The following is a 21,364-nucleotide window of genomic DNA, read 5'->3' on the forward strand; positions in this document are numbered from 1 at the left end:
CTCATTTGAAGGCTGAAAATAGTAAGCCTTCAAATGATTAAAAAAACAATGCTATGAAAGATTTCTTCATAAAAATAAGCTTATACGCCTCTTTCCTTTTTCTGATTACCAATTGTGCCACTTCTAAAAAAAACAGTACAATTACAGATGCAAAAAAAGACATTCCTTTAAAAGATACAGTGGCTTATGAAGTTAAAAATAAATTAGAGAAAAAAACTTTTTTTAAAGATTCTGATAAAGAAACAGCCTGGGTTGACAGTATTTACAATAAAATGTCACTTCGAGAAAAAGTAGGCCAGCTGTTTATGATTTCGGCTTATTCCAATAAAGATTCTGTTCATGTAAATGAAGTTAACAAATTAGTCCAGGATTATAAAGTAGGCGGCGTTATCTTTTTTCAGGGAGGACCGGTTCGTCAGGCAAAATTGACCAACTTATATCAATCAAAAGCAAAAGTGCCTTTATTCGTAGGAATTGATGCCGAATGGGGATTAGCCATGCGTTTAGATTCTACTTATCGTTATCCCTGGAATATGACTTTGGGCGCGATTCAGGATTTAAACTTAATTGAAAAAGTAGGAAGAAACATGGCCAACGAAAACAAGCGAATTGGAATCCATTTTAATTTTGCTCCGGTTTTGGACATTAATACCAATCCTAAAAATCCTATTATCGGAAACCGTTCTTTTGGTGAAGACAAAGTTAACGTAACCAGCAAAGCCATTGCTTTAATGAAAGGCGTGCAGAGTCAGGGCGTTTTCAGCACCGGAAAACATTTTCCCGGACATGGCGATACCGCAACCGATTCTCATCATGCCTTGCCTTTGGTTAATTTTTCGAAAGAAAGACTCGAATTGGTCGAATTGTATCCGTACAAACGAATGTTTGATGAAGGTTTAGTATCCGTTATGGTAGGGCATCTTAATATTCCGAGTTTAGAACCAATTCCAAATCTGCCTTCTTCGGCTTCTTATAATGTGGTTACCAGCCTTCTTCAAAAAGAACTAGGTTTTGAAGGTTTGATTTTTACAGATGGTTTAGCCATGAAGGGAGCCAGTAATTTTAAAGGTCCCGGAGATCTTGAAATTGCGGTAATTCTTGCCGGAAATGATATTTTACTTTGTCCCGAAAATGTTCCCGTTGCGGTTCAAAAACTGGAAGAAGCCTACACAAACAGCACCATAACCGAAGAACGTTTGGCACATTCGGTTAAAAAAATACTGCATTATAAATTCAAAGCAGGATTAAATCACTACAAGCCTATTGATATGGCCAATATTTACTCTGACCTTAATCCTTCACAAAATGATGCGCTGCATTATCAATTGTATGAAAATGCCGTTACTGTTTTAAAAAATGAAAAGGAAATACTCCCGATAAAAGAACTGGATCAGAAAATTGCTTACGTAAAATTAGGCGATGACACGAATAGTACTTTTATATCGACCTTAAAAAAATATACAGAAATAACAGAAGTTAAAGACACCAATCTTGACAGTCTGAATCAGGAATTAAAAAAGTTTGACAAGGTTATTATCAGCTTTCATAAAGTAAATAAACCTTGGGAGAAACAAGAGTTTAGCTTAACCGAACTGCTTTGGCTGAAAGAAATTGCGAAACACAACAAAGTAATTCTGGATGTTTTTGCCAAACCTTATTCTTTATTATCTATTTCTGATTTTGATGATATTGAAGGCTTAGTGGTTTCTTATCAAAATTCAGACATTAGTCAGGTCGTTTCGGCAGAAATACTTTTTGGAGCTGTTGGAGCAAAAGGAAAACTACCCGTTTCTATTAATAGTTTTTTCAAAGTAAATGACGGATTATCTACCGAAAAAATAAACCGTCTGGCTTTTACCGCACCGGAAAATGTGGGGATGAATCCTCAAATTCTATCAAAAATTGATGCTGTGGCACAAAAAGCAATTGACGGAAAAATGGCCCCGGGAATGCAGGTTTTAGTCGCCCGAAAAGGGAATGTTATTTTTCAGAAATCATACGGCTATCAAACTTATGACAATACCAGAAAAGTTACCAATACCGATTTGTATGATGTTGCTTCGATATCAAAAATGATTTCTACACTGCCAAATGTGATGCAGCTGTACGATAAAAATAAAGTGGCACTGGACACTAAATTAAAAGACATGGTACCGCTTTTTGCAAAAACAAATAAAGAGAATATCATTTTCAAAGATTTGCTATCGCATTATGCAGGACTTCAGGCCTGGATTCCATTTTATAAAGCGACTTTAGACAGCAACAATCAGCCTTCTGAAAAATACTATCGAAAAATAGCCGAAACGGGTTTTACAACTAAAGTAGCCGACAATCTTTATATTCGAAATGATTATCACGACACGATCATGAAAATCATTGCAGAAAGTCCTGTATCGCCTAAAATTGAATACAAATACAGTGATTTTACTTTTATTATTTTAAAAGAATATCTGGAAAGAAAAACCCATAAAAAACTGGAAGATTTAAGCCGTGACAATTTCTACAGCACTCTTGGGATGACTAATACGCTTTACAATCCGTTAGATAAATTTGAAAAAAACAACATTGCTCCTACTGAAATTGACAATTATTTCAGACATCAGCCTATTCAGGGTTACGTTCATGATATGGCGGCAGCCATGGAAGGCGGTGTTGCAGGTCATGCCGGAATTTTTTCTAATGCAATGGATGTTGCCAAAATGATGCAGCTATTTTTACAAAAAGGAAATTACGGCAATACACAATATTTCTCTGAGCAGACTTTTGATGCCTTTAATACTTGTTATTACAAAGACAAAGGTGTTTTAAGAGGCTTAGGCTTCGATAAAAGAATTGGCAAAGACGGTCCAACTTGCGGCTGTGTTTCTGAATCCAGTTTTGGTCATACCGGATTTACTGGAAACATGGCCTGGGTTGACCCGGAGACCGAAATTGTGTATGTCTTTTTATCTAACAGAACCTATCCCGAAGTTGTGAATGACGAGAATAAATTAGCCAAAGGAAAAATCAGAGAAGAAATTCAAAAAATAATCCAAGAAGCCATAATAAAATAATCTAGACGAAGTCTTGCCTCTTTCTTCTTTTACTTCTTCAAAAAAAAATCTAAAATCTAAAATCTAATCCCAATGACAAAAGAACGTTTAACCTCACTGGATGTGTTTAGAGGATTTACTATTTTATTAATGACAATAGTAAATAACCCGGGAAGCTGGGCCTCTATTTATCCGCCATTAGAACATGCCGAATGGCACGGCTGTACGCCAACTGATTTAGTATTTCCATTTTTTGTCTTTATAATGGGAACTGCTATACCATTTGCAATGCCTATAAAACATTTTGACGCGGCAGTTTTTAATAAAATTTTGGTTCGTTCGATCCGAATTTTCTGTTTAGGATTGTTCTTGAGCGTTTTCAGCAGAATCCATTTATTTGGTCTCGAAGGAATTCCGTTATTAGGCGTAAGACTGGTAATTGCATTTGCAGTCGCTTATGCACTTTTAGGAAACTTTTCAATGAAAGTCAAAACGATTCTTGCTGTTGGAATTTTTATAATACTGCTTTCGTTATCATTTAGCGGCCTTGAACATTTTGAAGACACCAGAATACCAGGCGTTTTACAGCGAATTGCAATCGTCTATTTCTTCACTTCTATTCTATATCTAAAAACAAATTTAAAAACACAGCTTATCGTTGTCGCATCAATTTTAGTAATTTACTATCTTTTAATGGCTTTTGTTCCCGTTCCGGGATTTGGCCCTGCTAATTTTGACAAAGGCACCAATCTTGCGGCATGGTTAGACAATTTAGTTTTAAACGGACACTTATGGAGCGTTTCTAAAACATGGGATCCGGAAGGAATTTTAAGCACTTTACCAGCCATTGGCACAGGAATTTTGGGAATGTATATTGGTCAGTTACTAAACTTACAGGAAAGCAAAACCGAAATTTTAAAGAAAGCTTCAATTGCCGGAATTGTTCTATTAATCGGCGGGTTGCTTTGGAATATCATCTTCCCTATCAATAAATCGCTTTGGACCAGTTCGTATGTTTTGTATACCGCCGGAATTGCGACTTTATGCTTAACCTTATTGTATTATATAATCGACATTCAGGGTTATAAAAAATGGACAAAACTTTTTTTAATCTGGGGAGTAAACCCTATGATTGTGTTTTTCTTTTCGGGCATAATTCCGAGAGTTTTGGGTTCTATTAAAGTTCAAAATCCGGAAATTGGCGGAGAAGAAATTAGTTTTCAAACCTTAATTTATAAACATGGAATTGCTCCGTGTTTTGAAAATCCATTGAATGCATCATTAGCTTATGCACTTTCATACGCCGTTTTTTGGTCGATAATCCTTTGGGTTTTCTACAAAAAGAAATTGATTTTTAAGGTTTAGTTTTTTGTGTTTTTTTTCGCCGTTCATTCACGAATGTTCAGGAATATTTATTTTGTTAGTTATGCTTATTGAATATTCTAGTTCGTGAATGAACGGTGAAAATTTTTAATTAAAACTCTTTTTTTTTGCCACGAATTACACGAATTTTCACTAATTTTTTAATCGTTATGCATAGTAACTTTTTAATTCGTGGAAATTCGTGTAATTCGTGGCAAATAAGATCAACGTTGCGTTGACTCACCACAGTGCATCTCCCATTAACAAAGATTATCATGAAATTGAAACATTTTCTCGGCTTTCTATTTATCGTATTTCTCTTTTCTTGTTCGTCAAACAATAGAAAAATTAATTCTTTGTCAAGTATTGATACTGTTGAAATACGTCCTGATTTCAAAAAATATTTTGACAATTGTAATGCTGAAGGAGCGATTGCCATTTATGATAACAATAACCATAAATGGATTTTATCTGACACGATAAATTCCCGAAAAGAAACACTTCCTGCTTCAACCTTTAAAATTATTAATTTACTTATTGCCTTAGAAACCAAAACCATTTCGAGTGAAAATGATATTGTAAAATGGCCGGGAAGCATTGATACGCTCAAATACGATAACCGACCGGATATTTATCACGATATAACGGTAAAAGAAGCTTTTGAAGTTTCGGCTGGCTGGGCATTTATAGAATTAGCTAAGAAAATTGGAAAGCAGCATTACCAAAAATACCTCAAGCTCTGCCATTATGGAAATGGCAATCTCTCGCAAAAAGAGGCTGATTTCTGGAATTTTGGTGCTTTCGGAATTTCTCCGGTTAATCAGGTTGAATTTTTGAAAAAATTGTACGAAGAAAAACTTCCATTTTCAAAACGAAACATCGAAATCGTAAAAAGAGTCATGATAACCGAACAAAATATGGATTACACAATTCACTCTAAAACGGGCTGGACACGAGCAGACGAAATCAATACCGGCTGGTGGGTTGGTTATATCGAAAATAAAAACGGCGCTTATTTTTTTGCCACACGCCTTTTACAAGACCGAAAAGCGAATAGATCTGATTTTGGAAATTGCCGAAAGGAAATTACAAAATCTGTTTTTAGGAATTTAGGGATTATGAATTGAAAAGTTTTTTTAGCCACGAATTACACGAATTTTCACTAATTTTTTAATCGTTATTCATAGTAACATTTTAATTCATGACGAAAAAACAAAAAGGGAAGACATTAAAAAAAATGTCTTCCCTTTTATATAACAACCTTTATAATTTAAAAACTCACAAATTTTACTCCCGCACTAAACCATCTTGACGGCAGAGGAAATGCTCCAACCTCAAAATAAGTTGTATTGAAGATGTTTTGCGCATCTACAAAAAATGTAAATTTCTTAACTGACTGGCTTACTCTAAAGTCATTGATCCAATAAGACGCGCCGGTAACTCTTTCGTTAAATCGAGTAGCAAATAAAACGGAGAAATCTTTATGTTGAAAATCAATTGTATTGGTAATTTGATGTTTTAAAGACGAAATCAAATACTTAGAAAACGGTTCAGAACGCGTGTCCTTAAATTTAGAATCTAAATAAGAATAACCCAGCATAAAATTCAATTTAGAATCTGATGATAAATCAATTCTGTATGTACCTCTCATATTGATTCCGTTTGTGATCAAATCGCCGTAATTTTGACTCTGCCACGGCACTGTAGTTGTCATACGAGTCCAGTCGATATAATTGCTGATTTCTCTGTAAAAATAGTTCACATTAAGATTTAAAGATTTTCTGTTGAATTTAAATCCAAACTCACTTTGAAAAGCATTTTCAGAATCCAGATCAGGATTTCCAATATTCCCCGGACGCTGATTCAGATATAAATCTGTAAAAGAAGGAATTCTTTGGCTTGTACCAATATTTCCAATAATCTTAAATTCTTCTGTCAGTTCGTAACTTGCATCGATACCAGGATAAATCTGCCATTTATAATCTGAATTGTAGTTTAAATACGTACCCACATTCACATTTAATTTTTCAAACAAATACGTTCTGTATTCTGCGTAAATTCCAACATTCTCGCGATCGTGATCTCCAATATTAGACGAATGAATATCTTCATTTCTAAATTCGGCACCAAAACCAATTTCGCCGTTTTCTGTTTTAATAGATGAGTTCAATTCTGCCGCAATCGAATTGGTATAATGCTGGCTTCTTCCCACATTTAAGTTGTTATTCCCTAAATATCTATAGTCGTCATAATTATAGCGGTAAGTTATTCTCGGCATTATTTTCCATCTTTCTGTAATAGCATGTTTTGACTGAATATTGGCAAATGTAGTCTGAACTATTTCAGTAGAATTTCGATCGCCCGGAGCTGCGTAAAATCCGTTTGCTCCAAATCCGTTTTTTACATATCCAAAAGAACCTAAAATTTCATTAGAATCATTTATTTGAACATTTCCCTGATATAATAATTTATTATTTTCGAATCCGGTATTGTAACGGTATCCGTTGCTTTTATCATGCGATGCAAAAATAGAATGCTGTTGTTTTTCTTTTCCTAAAACAGCTCCAACCTGAATCCCGCCTCCGTAAAAAGTATCGCCGGTATCCTGAGTATCTTTTTCAAAATTAGAACCTGCATAAGTGCTTACCAAAAATCCGGAATCGGTTGGTTTTTTAGTGATAATATTAATTGCTCCTGTTAAACTGTTGATTCCAAAAATTCTTGCAGCCGGACCACGCAAAACTTCAATTCTTTCAATAACTTCTACCGGAAGTGGCAGATTAAGCATATTATGAGCCGTCTGCGAATCAATAATTTTCGCTCCGTTCAGCAAAACCACCGTCTGCTCGAAGCTTCCTCCGTCAACACTTACATCCGCCTGACCGCCAAAAGGGCCTCTTTGTCTAATGTCTACTCCATTTGCATATTGTAATACTTCCTGTAGAGTTCTTCCCGGTAACTTTTTTATTGCTTCGCTATTGATTACGTATACGTTTCTGTTTTGTTTAGAAATTGGAGTACTTAAACGGTTTTCGTTAATAATCACTTCGTCAATTTCTATGATAGAATCCCTTTTGGTTTGGGCATAAAAATTTGTGCACATCAAAGTAAAGACGGCAAAATAGATTTTTTTCATTTTGGTTTAAAATTTTTGCAAAAGTAGTATCTTGCCGTACTAATCAAGTATACCAGTTTTGTAATTATGAGTAGTCCGGTTGAAATTCCTTTTAAAAGCTTTATTCAGCTTAAGCCAGAACAAAGCACAGCTATTTATCTGCAAATCGTTTTTGAATTTATAAAAGCGATACAAACCGGATTTCTTCCCGAAGGAACAAAACTTCCGGGCACACGTATATTATGCAAATTACTTTCTGTAAACAGAAACACCCTAATCAAAGCTTTTCAGGATCTGGAATCGCAGGGATGGATTGAAACGCTTCCAAACAAAGGCACTTTTATATTGTCTCAGCATAAACAAAAGAGCAAAGAAGAGTTTATCGTAACTCCAAACCAAAATGCCTCAGAAATTAATACCGGTTTTACTTTCAAACGTTCTGCCATACTCGAAAATCCAACAGAAACCAGTACTCTTCCCTATCAATTTAATGACGGTCTGCCTGATTTGAGATTGGTTCAAAATGAAATTTTAGCCCGATTGTATGTTTCTAAACTAAAAAGACAGAAAACTTCTAAAACTTACGAGCAAATTCAGATACAATCGCATTTGAATTTTAAAACCCATTTTTCCAACTATTTAAATCTTACGCGAGGCCTTAGAATTTCCACTTCCAGCCTGCTCACTACCAGCAGTCATGAAATTAGTTTGTATGTAGTTACCAAAGCTCTTATTTCTCCAGGCGATAAAGTCGTGGTGGCTTCTCCGGGTTATTTTATTTCTAATATGACTTTGACCAATACCGGAGCGCAGATTATTACAATACCGGTAGATAAGGACGGAATTGACACAAATCGTTTAAAAGAAATTTGCAAAGAATCGGAAATAAGGGCGTTGTACCTTACTTCTAATTATCATTATCCCACTACAATTACACTTAGTGCCAAAAGGCGAATGGAGATTCTTGAATTGGCAAATCAATACGGATTTGTTATTTTAGAAGATGATTATGATTTCGATTTTCATTACGACAATAATCCCATTTTGCCATTAGCCGCTTTCGATTCTCACCAAAAGGTGGTTTATATAGGATCATTTGGAAAATCACTTCCTTCGGGATTTAGTTATGGTTTTGTAGCTGCTTCGCCTGAATTTATAACGGAGTTAGAAAAACACCAGAATATTTTAGAACCCGGAATTGATGTGATTAAAGAGCAGGTTTTAACCGAATGGATTAATGAAGGCGAAGTGCATCGGCTTTCAAAAAAAAATAAAAAAATATATAAAGAACGCCGGGATTATTTTGTTTCCTTATTAAATGAAAAATTAAGCGCTAAAATTAAATTTAAAGTACCACTGAGAGGTTTAGCCGTTTGGATTGAATGGCTCGACAAGTTTAATTTAATAACGCTTCAAAAAGAATGTGCCGCTAACGGATTGTTTCTACCCAAAACTATTTTATACCAAACCAAAGATCTGACCGCTACACGACTAGGATTTGGACATTTAGAAAAAGAAGAAATGGAAAAAGCTGTAGCTATTTTATGTCAATCCATTGATGGGATTTAAATACACTGCTTAAATTCGCTTTTTACAGCTATAAAAGATAACGAATCAGACTATTATATAATAACAAGTAATATATTAGTACATTTAATATTAATATAAGAAAATCTGCATAATTTTAGTTTTTTATTAAAATTTAATACATACTTTTGGGAAAATACTTATTAATATTAAACCATAAACTATGAAAAAAATTTTAATGTTAGCCCTTGCGCTAAACCTTGCTGCGTGCTCAAATGACAACAGTGAATCGACTTCTAATGAATTTTCAAAAGAGAAAGAAAGTACTTTTAATCCTGATCCTACTCCATCAGATTATGCAAAAGCTAAGTATGCGAGTTTCATCGAAAATCAAAAAGAATTAGCCGACAACGGAACTAAAAAAACAGCAGCAGTTTGGGTTAACACTTATGTTCCAAATGCCAATTTTAGAGCGAGATTAATTAGTATTGGAGCTGGTCAGGAAGATGCAAATCCTAGTGACAGCAATATTGATATTGATAAATCACGCGGTGGTTTATTTTTAGACAATGCCGGTATAACTGATCTTACAGGAATTCAGGCTTTTACTTCTTTGGTACAATTAATTGTGAGCAACAATCAATTGACAACTTTAAATGTATCTGCCTTGACTAACTTAACCTGGATTGAATGCCAAAATAATCAATTGGCTACTTTAAATTTAAGTGCAAATACAAAATTGTATCAGGTATGGTGCCAAAATAATGGAATGACAAATTTGACCCTTCCTGCTTCTACCACTACACTTTGGGGTGTTTGGTGTTATGGAAACCAATTAGCAACTTTAAACTTAAATGGAAATAATAAAATTACCGATTTATTCTGCCAGACTAATCTTTTGACAACATTGACTTTGGCTCCATTAACAGAATTGAAACAAACAAATGTTTCTGCTAATAAATGGACTTCATTAAACTACGATGCAAATTCAAAACTTACAATGTTATGGATTACTAATTGCTCGTTACTAACGGATATCAGCATAAAAAATGGAAATAATGCTGCGATTACAAACCAAAGTTTCCAGTCGAACATAAAATCTCCTAAAATACACGTTGATGCCGCTTTCCTGCCAAATGCTAACACCTTATGGCCAAACAAAGGAACTTCAACTTATATATTGTAAATTGTAATATAGTGAAGGTAGATTGTAAATGGGGAAACAGGAAACCTGAAACTTGAAATACAAGATGCAAATAAGTAAAATCTCCAGTTTAGACTGGAGATTTTTTTATATAAATTAGGCGTTATGTTTTAAGCGATATTTATTGAAAACGATAAAAACAATTCCAACAATTAAGAGTAAAGAAACATTGGCTAATCCTAACAAAAACTGACTTTTAACGGCGTATAAATTCACAAAAAGATAACTAAAAAGAGCACTAACCATATAAGCTCCTCCGCCTGTTAATCCGCTGGAAACTCCGGCATTTTTTGAAAATCGGCTTAAACAAAAACCCAGGATAATATTATATATAAAACCACCGCAGATATTTAACCCCATTGTAAAGGCAACTAAAGTGTAAATATTACTTTCAAAAGAAGAAGTAAAAATCATCAGCAAAACCAAAATCAGCTGAATGATTATGGCTGTTCCGACTTTTTTTGCCAAAGGTTTTTTGATCAGAGATTTTGCAGTAATACCGCCAATCATAACTGATAATCCAGATAATAAAGCACTATATCCTGTTGTTATGGCCGAATAACCAAAGATCCGTTCTATTATAAAAGGACTTGATAAATTGAACATTATAACTATTGCAAAAGTGATTCCGAGAATGACGAATCCTAACGTAAAATCGGCAGATTTAAGCATATTAGAATAGGTTTCTGAAATAGATTTTAATTTAAACGGATGGGTTTCTTTAATCGTTTCTCCGCTATAGCGAAGTTCTAAAAGCAGAATTAGAAATGATAACAGCCCGAGGAAATAAAAGTTGGATTTCCATCCAAAGCTATGCTCTAAATAGCCTCCTAAAAACGGAGCTATAATAGGTGCGCTCGCCCAAATGATAGAAAACAAACTGATATAACTTTTTAATTTGTCACCTTTAAATAAATCTACAAAATATGCTCGTTTTGCAATTACAATAAAAGCAATTGCAATTCCCTGAACAATACGCATGGCATATATTACGTAAATATCCGGAACAAGTGCGATAACGAAACTGGATAATGAAAATACTGCAAGTGATGCAATATTGATTTTAAATCGTCCAAAGCTGTCTAATATGCTCCCAATAAAAATCTGGCTTATACCCAGACTAAACATAAAAAACACTAATGTAAGCTGCACAGCCGAAGCCGAAACATTTAAATCTTTTGCCATTGCCGGAAGCGACGGCAGGTAAACATCAGTCGCAAAACCGGATAACGGAATTAAGGCCAAAGCCAATATGGTACTGAATCCTTTATGATCCTCTTTTAAATTTCTCATTCTTTTTAAAAATTAATTATTACAAAATAGACCGTTCGGTCTAAAATATTTTAAAAAAAATATGTTATACAACATATCTTTCAAATTCTTTTTTAATGCTTTCTAAAACAATTTTTATCTGCTCGTCATTATCAAAAACTTTTCGATATAAAATAGCGCCTTCAATCATGGCAAATGTTTTAATGCTGAAATGTTCCGGATTAATTTCAGATGTCAATTCTTTATTGGCAATTCCTTCTTCTGCCAAATCAAAAAAACGTTTCTGAGCAGATTGAATGGCCTTTTTTACCTGTTCTTTTATGACCGGATTGGTATCGTCTGCTTCTACTCCAAAATTTAAAATCGGGCAGCCACCTACCATATTATCTTTATTTTCGTAAACATTCAATAAGTTATAAAGTTTCTCTTTTGCTGATTTTCCCTGAGCCAAAGCATTGTTCAATTTATCTGCCAGCTGCGATCTTAAATACAAAAACGACTCAGTACAAATTTCTTCTTTGTTTTCGAAGTTACCATAAATACCGCCTTTTGCCAGTTTGGTCGCTTCCATAATATCAGTAAGAGAGGTTCCGGCCATTCCTTTACGATTGATAATGGGAGCCGATTTCTCTATAATAAATTGCTTGGTTCTTTCTGCTTTGCTCATAATCACTTCATTTGAAAGTGCAAATATAGACCGATCGGTCTATATTTGCAAGTTTTATTAGATTTATTTTCATAATACATTAAAAATGAACACATCAGAACGAATTAAAATTTAATAATTTTAAATACGTTGTGTAATAGTTTAACACATAGAAACATAGATTAACTACTATCAAAAAGGCGTTTCACTTGTTTAAAACAAACATAGAGCTATGTGTTAGAAACATGTTTCTTTTTATATTCTTTACTACATCTAAAATCTATGTCTCTATGTGTTAAATGATTTTTTATCCCTCAAGCAAAGTAATTACACCAAATGTGTTATTTAAAATTTGAGATTCCTTCTTTCAGCCAATTGAAATAAGATTCAATATCCGGATTATAAGCAGAGGGTTCGTTCAAGGATTCTCCGGTTTTATTAATTAAAACATAAAACGGCTGTGCGTTTGTTTTATAAACAATGGTTTGAAATTCGCTCCATTTCTGACCGATATATTTAATTTTCTTTCCTGTTAATTGAGAAATAGTCTGTTCATTTTGAGGCAATTCTCTTTTATCATCTACATATAAGGAAATTAAAACCACATCATTTTTCAGCATTTGCTGTACTTTTTTATCAGACCAGACATTGTCTTCCATTTTACGGCAGTTGACACAAGCATGACCAGTAAAATCAAGCATTACGGGTTTTCCTGCTTTTTTGGCAAAAGCCATTCCTTTTTCGTAATCAGTAAAAGCTATTATTTTATGAGGACCAAATTCTGCCCCTTCCGGAAGAATTTCGCTCGTTTGATCCGAACCTGAATTATTTCCTAAACCGTTCGGTATTTCACTGTAATTTAAAGGCGGTGGAAAACCGCTTATCATTTTTAAAGGTGCCCCAAAAAGTCCGGGAATTAAATAAATAGTAAACGATAAAACCAAAATTCCTAAGCCTAATCGTCCTACACTTATATGTAGAGGCTGGCTGTCATGAGGCAATTGAATTTTTCCAAATAAGTAAAACGCTAACACGGCAAAAATGGCAATCCAGATGGCTAAAAAAGTTTCTCTCTCGAGCCAGTGCAATTGTAAAACTAAATCGGCGTTTGATAAAAATTTGAAAGCCAATGCCATTTCCAAAAATCCCAGAAATACTTTTACAGAATTTAACCAGCCTCCCGATTTTGGAAGCGAATTTAACCAGCCCGGAAAAGCGGCAAACAAAGTAAACGGCAGGGCCAAAGCCAATGAAAATCCAAACATTCCAATAAAAGGAGCGAGTCCGCCTCTTGAAGCTGCTTCGACCAATAATGTTCCTACTATTGGACCTGTACACGAAAAAGAAACAATTGCCAAGGCCAAAGCCATAAAGAAAATCCCGACAAGTCCCCCTTTGTCGGCCTGAGAATCGACTTTATTGGCTAAGGTGTTTGGCAGTATAATTTCGAATGCACCTAAAAACGAACAGGCAAAAACCATCAGCAGGATAAAGAAAATTAAGTTGAACCAAACATTGGTTGAAAGTCCATTTAGAGAATCAGCGCCAAAAGCCCAAGTTACAACGGCTCCTAAAAAAATATAAATGGTGATGATAAAAATTCCGTAAAAAACGGCTTTTTTAATTCCCTGTGATTTGGTTTTGCTTTGTTTGGTAAAAAAACTAACCGTCATGGGAATCATCGGGAAAACACAAGGCGTTAGCAGCGCTGCAAAACCAGAGAAAAAAGAGAGAATAAAAATGGTCCATAAACTATCTAAGTTTTGTTTGGGAAATTTCTTTTTTGACGCTTTTTTTAGGTGCGGCAATTTTTCGATTGGTAAAATTCCGGCTTCTTCGATCTCTTTTCCGTTTGATGAATCAATCTTGATAAGTGCTGCAGGAACTTCGGTTTGTTTTTCTTCAGCGATTTTTTTCTCTGTTGGATTTACGGTAAAATTGAGTTCGTCATAAGTTGGAGGCAGACAGTTTTCGTCGTTGCAAACCATAAACTCAACCTCAGCTTTTATAGAAAAAGGCTTTTGGGAAATGGCTTTTATACGCTGCTTAAATGCGGTTTCTTTTTCAAAAAACTTAATCGACATTTTAAAAACAGGATCGTCTATCGTTTTTCCTTTTTCTTCTTTTACTTCTCCAAGCAATTGAAAATCGGAACTTTTAGAGAATGAAAAATGCGTTGGACTCGGGCCTCCATCGGCAACATTCTGGCTGTATAAATGCCAGCCGTTTTCGATATTGGCTTTTATCTGCAATTCATATTCTGTTTCTGAAATCTTTTCTACGCTGGTTTTCCATTTTATTGGATTATAGATCTGAGCCTTTGCCATTATCGAACACAATAGCAAAACGCTGACAAAAAATACGTTCTTGTTCATGGGGGTGAAATTTTAAAAAAAAGAGGGTTGAATATGACAAAAACAACCCTCTGTAATTCCGCTATAAAAATTACAATGCTTACTAATTCAAAATAATCGACAGCGAAAACAATTAAACTCTATAATTAAAAAAATGGATGAACTTTATAATAAAGGTTTAAAAACTACTTCATAAGTATCTGCCTGATTTAAAAAGCTGTTGGCAAAATCCTGAATATCTTTTACTGTTACAGCGTTTATGATATTTTCATAATTCTTAGGATCGTCCATGTTGTAGTTTTCTCTAAAATAGTTGTAGATTAAATTCATGCTGTAACTATTAAAATTTTTGCTGTCGGCTCTTGACTTTATGTAGTTTGTTCTCGTTTTGTCTAAATCTTCCTGGGCAACTTTTCCTTTTCTAATGTTTTCGATTTCTTCGTAAACAATAGGCAGTAAATGTTCTACTCTATTGGCATCGCAGTCAAATAAAATTCTTAGCTGTACTTTTGGAGCAGGAAATTGAATCGCATTGCATTGCACCTGTGCGCCATAAGTCCCTCCTTCTTTTTCACGCAGACTCTCTGTATATCTTAAAGTTAAAATATCGCCTAAAAAAGAAGCCAGAATTTTATTTTTTTGAGTGTAAGGAAAATCTTTACTGAAATTAACTTTTACGCTGCTTTTTGGTGTTTCCATTTTGATAAAGATATCTTTATCAATTTTGTTCGAAATCCATTTAGGCTGGTTGTCTTTATACTTTTCTTTGCGTTTAATTCCGTCGATGCTTGCGATATATTTTTCTAACAGCGGTTTTAGAACTTCCGGAGTTACATCGCCTACGATATTAAATTCAAAATCAGAAACATCGGCAAATCGATCTTCGTAAATCTTTTTCATTTTATCAAAAGACAAATCGTCTATAAACTGCTGGTTAATAGGGCGAAGTCTCGGATTATCTTTTCCGTAGACCGCAGCGGTTAAACTATCTTCCATTTTAGAGTTAATGTCTTTTTCTTTATTTTTTAGATAGTTCTGCAGTTTTTGCTTTAATAAAGAAAACTGATCCTGATCGAATCTTGGTTTTTGAAAACGAAGGTGAACCAACTGCATCATCGTTTCTATATCTTTTACATTTGCTGATGCAGAAACAACTTCAGACATACCGGTAACCGATACACCGCAATTGGCGATTTTTCCTTTTAGCATTTTTTCTAAATCAGTATCTGAAAATGATCCAACACCAGACATTAAAGCTAAATCGGTACAGCGAGCGGCAGAAGGAACATCTTTTGGTTCGTATAATGAAATACCGCCATAACTCTCTGCTTGTAAACTAACTGATTTTTTATTCTTATCAGCAAATTTATAATGTACTACAACCCCGTTGCTTAACTTATAAGTCGTTGCATTGATTTCTTTTGTTACTTTTTCAGACACAATTTTACCCGGTTTTACATCAGTACCATCCATAAGGGATTTAGCCACAAATGTATCTACGTAAGGCTGTAATGAGGCATCGTTTTCTGCTTTCTGAATGATATCAAATGCTGTTTCCTGAGTCAGGTTTTCTTCTCCTTCTACTCCTGTTACGGCTATAACTCTGTTTTGTTTTGTATATAATTTGCTTATTTGCTCCTGAAGAGTTTTAGAATCAATCTTTTTCAAAATGTCTTTTGTCATTTCAAATTCTGCAACAGGATCTGCAATTATTTCATGATTCAGGTAATCGTCTTTTACCATTCCAATTACCTGTTTATGCGAAATCTCATTCAGCTTATCTAAATAGTTTTCGTAATTAGATATCGTCTCGGTAACGGCTCTTTCTATTTCTCCTGCCGAGAAACCAAACTTACAGGCTCTAACCAATTCGTTCATTACCAAAGTAAAAGCTTCGGCCTGTTTTCCTGGTTTTGGTGCTGCACTTACAATAAATATGTCGTTAAGACGGGAATATTTTTGATACCCAACCTGCGCTCCTTTAAATGGACATTCTTGTTTTTGAGCCATTTCGGACAAACGATTGTTTATGATTCCGAAAGCAATGCTGCGTTGTGTTGACTTTTCTAATTCGGCATAAGTTCCAGTTGGTTTTTCAGAAATATGGCGAATCATATAATTAATGCTCGAAGTCGAAATTTCTTTATCCAAAGCCAGTTTAAAAGTCGCTTCTTCTCTTTCCGGAATTGCAATTTCAAAACGTTTTTTAGGATTTTGAGGCGCCGGAATATCAGCAAAAAGTTTTTGGATTTTTGCTTCAATTTCGTCTGAATTTATATCTCCAACAATTGCGATGGCCTGCAGATCCGGACGGTACCAGTCTTTATAAAAATCTTTTAAAACCTGATATTTAAAGTTTTTAACGATTTCCATGTCGCCTATCGGCGTGCGTTCTGCATACAAAGAGTTATTGTAATAATAAGGCGATAACTGATTGTAGATTCTGGCTCTTGCGTTTTGTCTTGTACGCCATTCTTCGGTAATTACACCTCGCTCTGCATCGATTTCTTCATTGGTTAAAGACAAAAAACCAGACCAATCGTGCAAAACCAATAAGCAGGTATCTACCACATCGTTGTCTTTTGAAGGAATATTGTCGAGATTATAAACGGTCTCGTCTGTACTGGTGTACGCGTTTATATTTTTTCCGAAAACGGCTCCTTGTTTTTGAAGGGTATTTAAAATTCCTTTTCCTTCAAAATGTTTGGTTCCGTTAAAGGCCATGTGTTCCAAAAAATGCGCCAAACCTTTCTGCTGGTCATTTTCTAAAATTGAACCTACGTTTTGAATAATGTAATAACTGGCCGTATTTTTATTTACCGTTGTTGGATAAATATAATACGTCATTCCATTTGGCAGAACGCCTTTTTTGATCTTTTGATTGACTGCAATTGGGTCATTTGACTTGAAATTCTGGGCATACGAAAAAACATTAATCCCAATTACAAGCAGAAAAGCCAGTAACGATTTTTGTTTATAAAACATATATTTTCTTTTTTTATTTACTGCTGACAGCTATTTAAACACAATGACAAACTTGGTGTTTAATATTTACAGCTTAAACTTTTAATAATTTATCCAATTGAGCTCTCAATTCCGGATTTGACGGACGCAGTGCATCGGCATTAATAATTTTTCCCTGCGGATCAAATAATAAAAATCTCGGAATCGCATTTACCTCGTAATTCTTTGCAACATCAGATCCAAAATCTTTATCGGCCATTAACTGAATGCCCTTTAATTGTTCTTTTTTAACGAAGTCTTTCCATTTTTGTGCGTCTTTTGGTTTATCCAAAGAAAGGCTTACGAATACAATATTTTTTCCGTGGTAATCTTCTTCGATTTTTTTCATGTGAGGAATTTCGGCTTTACAAGGTCCGCACCAGGTTGCCCATAAATCGATGTAGACAAATTTACCTTTAAAATCTGAGAACGAAACTGGTTTATCGTTTATATCTTTGTATGTGAATTCCAATCCTTTTTGTCCCACATTTTTATGAAGAACTTTTTCATAATCCAATAAAAATACTTTACTCGCATCAGAAATTAAATAAGGTTTTACAAGAGGAGCTATTTTTTCATATTCTTCGATTTTCATACGTGATGATGCAATGGCATCGCGCAGGTAAACATCTTTTAAGGCCGGATCTGTAATATGTGTAATGGCTTCTGTCAAGTCTAAACGTTTTGGCGCTGCGCCAGAATTCATACTTATATAAAAGAAATAATTAGACATTAACGAAACGCCGTTTTGTAATTTTAATAAATCTGGATCTGTAAATTTTTTATCGGTCTGCCAGGTTTTGATCACCGCCGGGCGATCGTCTTTATCAGGAAATGCCGTTCTGGGCATTCTGAAAAAAGTATACGTCAATTCTTCAACATCTGTTGCAACGGCTAATTTTAATAATTTATTGAAAACAGCATCTTTCGTTTTAATTGTTTTCGAAAATTCATCGGCTTTTGCCACACCTTTATCGAGCCAAGGATAAAATTCTACATACGTTGCATCTCCTCCTAATCTGGCGAAAGGTGCAAATTCGTTATAAATTTCATTGGCTTTCTGCACCAAAGCATTTTGCCCGATATTTTTGCCGCTTAAAATGTAATTCTCTTTATTGATTACAAGATTAATTTCCAGTTTAGGTTCTAAATACAAACGAATTAATTGATTTCTGCTTTTAAATTGTCCGTAATCAACATAATAAAATCCGGGAGCAGTAATTGGTGTCATAAAGCCAAATTCTCCCACAGCATTGAGTTTCGCGGTTGCAGCGACCGCTGGTTTTCCTTCTTCCACATTATAAAGTGTTACTTCTTTCACTTTATGATCTGGTATTGCAACTGTTCCTTTAATTACTGCATATTCAGATAGATTAACAGCAAAACTCATTTGAACCGTAAGGAAGGTTAAAATGAAATAAAAAATGTGTTTTTTCATAATAGTATATTTGTTTTTTGTTTGATAGATTAAATTGAAATTCGCATTGACTGATCGTCTTGTTCTATAATAATATCTTTGCTTTCTTTAGTTTCTTTCAGCTTTTTTAGATTTTCTGGTTTTACTAAATCTTTAGCTTCAAAATCGTTAATCTGAGTAATTTTTGCCCCGACTTTTACTTTCTTTAAATCATCATTTTGCTGCTCTAAAACTTTTTTTACCAAAAGATTCTGGTTTTCATCAAATTCTAAATTGAGTCTGCCTAAATAAAAGGAAGGTATTTTTTTGAAATTTTTATTGGGTTCTAAATACACGGTTTTGTGTAATAAATCGATTGTAAAATTGAAACGCTTTATCAAATCTATTCCCAAAGATCCATCGGCAGAAGCCCAATTTTTATTCTCCTCCTGATATTCCTGAAGTGCCACGGTTACATTTGGAAAATTATTCCCGTTAATGCTGACATTCGGGATGGCACCGCCGACAATTTTAGTTTGTTTTCCTAAACTGTAATTGACTGATGTGTACTCGGTTTTTAAACTGGCTTCGAGATTGTTTTTATGATTAAAAGGTCCGTAGGCGATAAGATCATAACCTGCTCCGGTATCAAAAGTGAAACTGCCTTCGACTGTTTTTTTATCTTCAAAAGTCAGATTCATTTTTACTACCGGAAGTCCTGATTTATAATCAAAAACCAACGGCTTTGCTTTTCCCCAATAATTAAAATTTCCGAAGTTGTACAAATCAATGGTCATGGTATCAAAATTGACAGAAGTGATGTAATTTCGAAGCAGATTGGCACCAAATAATCCGTCATAAACACCATGCTTTGGAAAAATTACCAAGCCTTGATTTTTTAAAACCTGATCTCCCAAATAAATGGTATTATCTGCAGAATACTGAACCTGCTGACTGCCACCAACTACAGAAGCCGATTTGGTTTTCGTAACCACAACTCCAGCTTTGTAAGCGCTGTCCGGGTTTAAAGCCATTCCGTCTGCGCCGGTGTCAAAAAGCATTAAAAACTCGCGGTCGGCTTTGTTTAGTTTGATTTTAATGGCGATTCCGTTTTCGATAATTTGAAACGGAATACTTGCTACTTCTTTTACTGTTGCATTTCGGTCGACTTTGTACAAGCCATCGAAAAAAGTCACATACAACATTTTGTTTTCTGAATTGAAAACGATTTGAGACGGTTTCTTTTCTTTTCCTTTAAAATAGAAATCTACCAAAACATAGGTTTCATTTTTCATCTCTGCAGTTTTTCCAATCTGAATAGAATCTAAAGCGGGAAAAGCATTAAAAATACCATTCAAATAATATTCGTTTGAAGACGAATCTCCAACACCAACAGTAAACTGTGGTGCCAGAAGATTTTTCATACTGCTGTAATCTTTATTTTGAAAGGCTTTTTCGAAAGTTTCAATAGATTTCTGAATGCTGTTTTGAGCATAAATGTTACAGCCAAAAATCAATATTGAAAACAGGAATATCTTTTTCATTTCGATTTATTTTTGTGGAGTATTCGGTTTAACCACCACTTTTTCAACTCCGAAATCTTTCAATAAAATACCTGAATATTTGGTAAACTCTTCTGGCGTATAAAGTTCTTTAGCATCATTTACTAATTCTGTAAAACCTTTCAAATCTTTCTTTTTTTCAAATTCTTTTTTCTTGCGCTGTAAAATTGTAAATACATGACTGTTAACACTCCATTTTCCGTAATCATTCGCTAATTTTTTACTCCCTAAAAGAAATGGATCATCATATTGTTTACCCACTCTTAATCCGGTAATAATCACAAAAGAAACCTCTTCAGAAGTATCTTTAGATTTTAAATACGTATCGATAACCTCAAACGGAACATTTCTTTTTCCATCTAAATAAGCTTGTTTGTAAAAATCAGGATAATCTTTTTCCTGGATTTCTGGGCTGTACTTTTTGAAAACTCCTCTTTTAGCTGCTTCTTTCGCGTTTTGAAGCAAGGCTGTAAACTGTTCAACGTTTTGAAATCCGCCCGCAATATCAATTACTTTTCCATCTGCATTCATAAATAAAAATGTTGGAAAACCAGTTACGCCGTATTTCATGCATAATTTTTTACCAATTTCTTCTTTTAAAATGTCAGACTTGAAAGTGACAAAATCTGCACTTAAAACAGCTGCTACTTTTGGATCTGGAAATACTTCTTTGTCCATTTGTGCACACGGCGCACAGCCTGTAAAATACAAATCGACAAATATTAATTTCTTCTCCGTTTGCGCTTGTTTTTTGGCCTGCGCCCAGCTTTCTTCGGTAGATTGAGCCTGTGCTTTTAAGGCAATAGATGGACAGGCAAGCAGCAAAACTGCGCTTGCGATTTTAAAAAATCGTTTCATAAAATGTGGTTTTTAAGAACCGAATGAAGAATG

General features: G+C 34.5%; 13 protein-coding genes. 5 read left to right on the top strand and 8 right to left on the bottom strand.

The annotated features are described in order from the left end of the window. Window positions 1–53 precede the first annotated feature (53 nt). The 3 genes from BKM63_RS00045 (at window position 54) to BKM63_RS00055 (ending at window position 5,521) form a co-directional block, all read left to right on the top strand. A complete protein-coding gene (locus BKM63_RS00045; RefSeq protein WP_071634572.1) occupies window positions 54–3,053 on the top strand; it encodes a glycoside hydrolase family 3 N-terminal domain-containing protein in 3,000 nt (999 codons plus the stop codon). A gap of 72 nt (window positions 3,054–3,125) precedes the next feature. Beyond that, window positions 3,126–4,397, top strand: coding sequence for an acyltransferase family protein (locus tag BKM63_RS00050; protein WP_071634574.1), 1,272 nt, complete (start codon window positions 3,126–3,128; stop codon window positions 4,395–4,397). 272 nt (window positions 4,398–4,669) lie between these two features. Then, a complete protein-coding gene (locus BKM63_RS00055) occupies window positions 4,670–5,521 on the top strand; it encodes a penicillin-binding transpeptidase domain-containing protein (protein ID WP_071634576.1) in 852 nt (283 codons plus the stop codon). Between the two features lie 143 nt (window positions 5,522–5,664). Here the strand turns inward: BKM63_RS00055 and BKM63_RS00060 are convergent, their stop codons facing one another. After that, window positions 5,665–7,530 (bottom strand): TonB-dependent receptor plug domain-containing protein, encoded by a 1,866-nt coding sequence (locus BKM63_RS00060; RefSeq protein WP_071634578.1) that lies wholly within the window; start codon window positions 7,528–7,530, stop codon window positions 5,665–5,667. A gap of 66 nt (window positions 7,531–7,596) precedes the next feature. Between BKM63_RS00060 and BKM63_RS00065 the strand changes: the two genes are divergently transcribed. Together BKM63_RS00065 and BKM63_RS00070 are read left to right on the top strand one after the other, a co-directional pair. Further along, on the top strand, window positions 7,597–9,078 hold the full coding sequence (locus BKM63_RS00065) for a PLP-dependent aminotransferase family protein (protein WP_071634580.1): 1,482 nt from the start codon (window positions 7,597–7,599) through the stop codon (window positions 9,076–9,078). A gap of 181 nt (window positions 9,079–9,259) precedes the next feature. Further along, the gene (locus BKM63_RS00070) at window positions 9,260–10,222 is read left to right on the top strand and encodes a hypothetical protein (RefSeq protein ID WP_071634582.1); all 963 of its coding nucleotides are present in this window, start codon (window positions 9,260–9,262) and stop codon (window positions 10,220–10,222) included. A 114-nt stretch (window positions 10,223–10,336) separates the two neighbouring features. On the opposite strand, the gene BKM63_RS00075 is transcribed toward BKM63_RS00070, so the two are convergent. The 7 genes from BKM63_RS00075 to BKM63_RS00105 all read right to left on the bottom strand — a co-directional run bounded on the left by BKM63_RS00075 (window position 10,337) and on the right by BKM63_RS00105 (window position 21,331). Beyond that, window positions 10,337–11,533 carry an MFS transporter gene (locus BKM63_RS00075; protein WP_071634584.1) on the bottom strand — a complete coding sequence of 399 codons (1,197 nt, stop codon included), beginning with the start codon at window positions 11,531–11,533 and terminating at the stop codon, window positions 10,337–10,339. Window positions 11,534–11,597: 64 nt separating this feature from the next. Next, the gene (locus tag BKM63_RS00080) at window positions 11,598–12,179 is read right to left on the bottom strand and encodes a TetR/AcrR family transcriptional regulator (protein WP_071634586.1); all 582 of its coding nucleotides are present in this window, start codon (window positions 12,177–12,179) and stop codon (window positions 11,598–11,600) included. Between the two features lie 320 nt (window positions 12,180–12,499). Next, complete coding sequence (locus BKM63_RS00085; RefSeq protein WP_071634588.1) at window positions 12,500–14,533, bottom strand: protein-disulfide reductase DsbD family protein; 2,034 nt, start codon at window positions 14,531–14,533, stop codon at window positions 12,500–12,502. A 144-nt stretch (window positions 14,534–14,677) separates the two neighbouring features. After that, window positions 14,678–17,497, bottom strand: coding sequence for a M16 family metallopeptidase (locus BKM63_RS00090; protein ID WP_071634590.1), 2,820 nt, complete (start codon window positions 17,495–17,497; stop codon window positions 14,678–14,680). A gap of 73 nt (window positions 17,498–17,570) precedes the next feature. Continuing rightward, on the bottom strand, window positions 17,571–18,953 hold the full coding sequence (locus BKM63_RS23785) for a TlpA family protein disulfide reductase (protein ID WP_071634592.1): 1,383 nt from the start codon (window positions 18,951–18,953) through the stop codon (window positions 17,571–17,573). 29 nt (window positions 18,954–18,982) lie between these two features. Further along, window positions 18,983–20,455 (bottom strand): retropepsin-like aspartic protease, encoded by a 1,473-nt coding sequence (locus tag BKM63_RS00100; RefSeq protein WP_083572148.1) that lies wholly within the window; start codon window positions 20,453–20,455, stop codon window positions 18,983–18,985. A 6-nt stretch (window positions 20,456–20,461) separates the two neighbouring features. After that, window positions 20,462–21,331, bottom strand: a complete 870-nt coding sequence (locus BKM63_RS00105; RefSeq protein WP_071634596.1) for a thioredoxin family protein — start codon at window positions 21,329–21,331, stop codon at window positions 20,462–20,464. Window positions 21,332–21,364: the final 33 nt, after the last annotated feature.

It is taken from the genome of Flavobacterium johnsoniae (genome assembly GCF_001879205.1).
GTDB lineage: Bacteria > Bacteroidota > Bacteroidia > Flavobacteriales > Flavobacteriaceae > Flavobacterium > Flavobacterium johnsoniae_A.

Coding starts and splice junctions, on each gene's coding strand:
- BKM63_RS00045 (WP_071634572.1), top strand. CDS start 54: ATGAAAGATTTCTTCATAAAAATAAGCTTATACGCCTCTTTCCTTTTT.
- BKM63_RS00050 (WP_071634574.1), top strand. CDS start 3,126: ATGACAAAAGAACGTTTAACCTCACTGGATGTGTTTAGAGGATTTACT.
- BKM63_RS00055 (WP_071634576.1), top strand. CDS start 4,670: ATGAAATTGAAACATTTTCTCGGCTTTCTATTTATCGTATTTCTCTTT.
- BKM63_RS00060 (WP_071634578.1), bottom strand. CDS start 7,530: ATGAAAAAAATCTATTTTGCCGTCTTTACTTTGATGTGCACAAATTTT.
- BKM63_RS00065 (WP_071634580.1), top strand. CDS start 7,597: ATGAGTAGTCCGGTTGAAATTCCTTTTAAAAGCTTTATTCAGCTTAAG.
- BKM63_RS00070 (WP_071634582.1), top strand. CDS start 9,260: ATGAAAAAAATTTTAATGTTAGCCCTTGCGCTAAACCTTGCTGCGTGC.
- BKM63_RS00075 (WP_071634584.1), bottom strand. CDS start 11,533: ATGAGAAATTTAAAAGAGGATCATAAAGGATTCAGTACCATATTGGCT.
- BKM63_RS00080 (WP_071634586.1), bottom strand. CDS start 12,179: ATGAGCAAAGCAGAAAGAACCAAGCAATTTATTATAGAGAAATCGGCT.
- BKM63_RS00085 (WP_071634588.1), bottom strand. CDS start 14,533: ATGAACAAGAACGTATTTTTTGTCAGCGTTTTGCTATTGTGTTCGATA.
- BKM63_RS00090 (WP_071634590.1), bottom strand. CDS start 17,497: ATGTTTTATAAACAAAAATCGTTACTGGCTTTTCTGCTTGTAATTGGG.
- BKM63_RS23785 (WP_071634592.1), bottom strand. CDS start 18,953: ATGAAAAAACACATTTTTTATTTCATTTTAACCTTCCTTACGGTTCAA.
- BKM63_RS00100 (WP_083572148.1), bottom strand. CDS start 20,455: ATGAAAAAGATATTCCTGTTTTCAATATTGATTTTTGGCTGTAACATT.
- BKM63_RS00105 (WP_071634596.1), bottom strand. CDS start 21,331: ATGAAACGATTTTTTAAAATCGCAAGCGCAGTTTTGCTGCTTGCCTGT.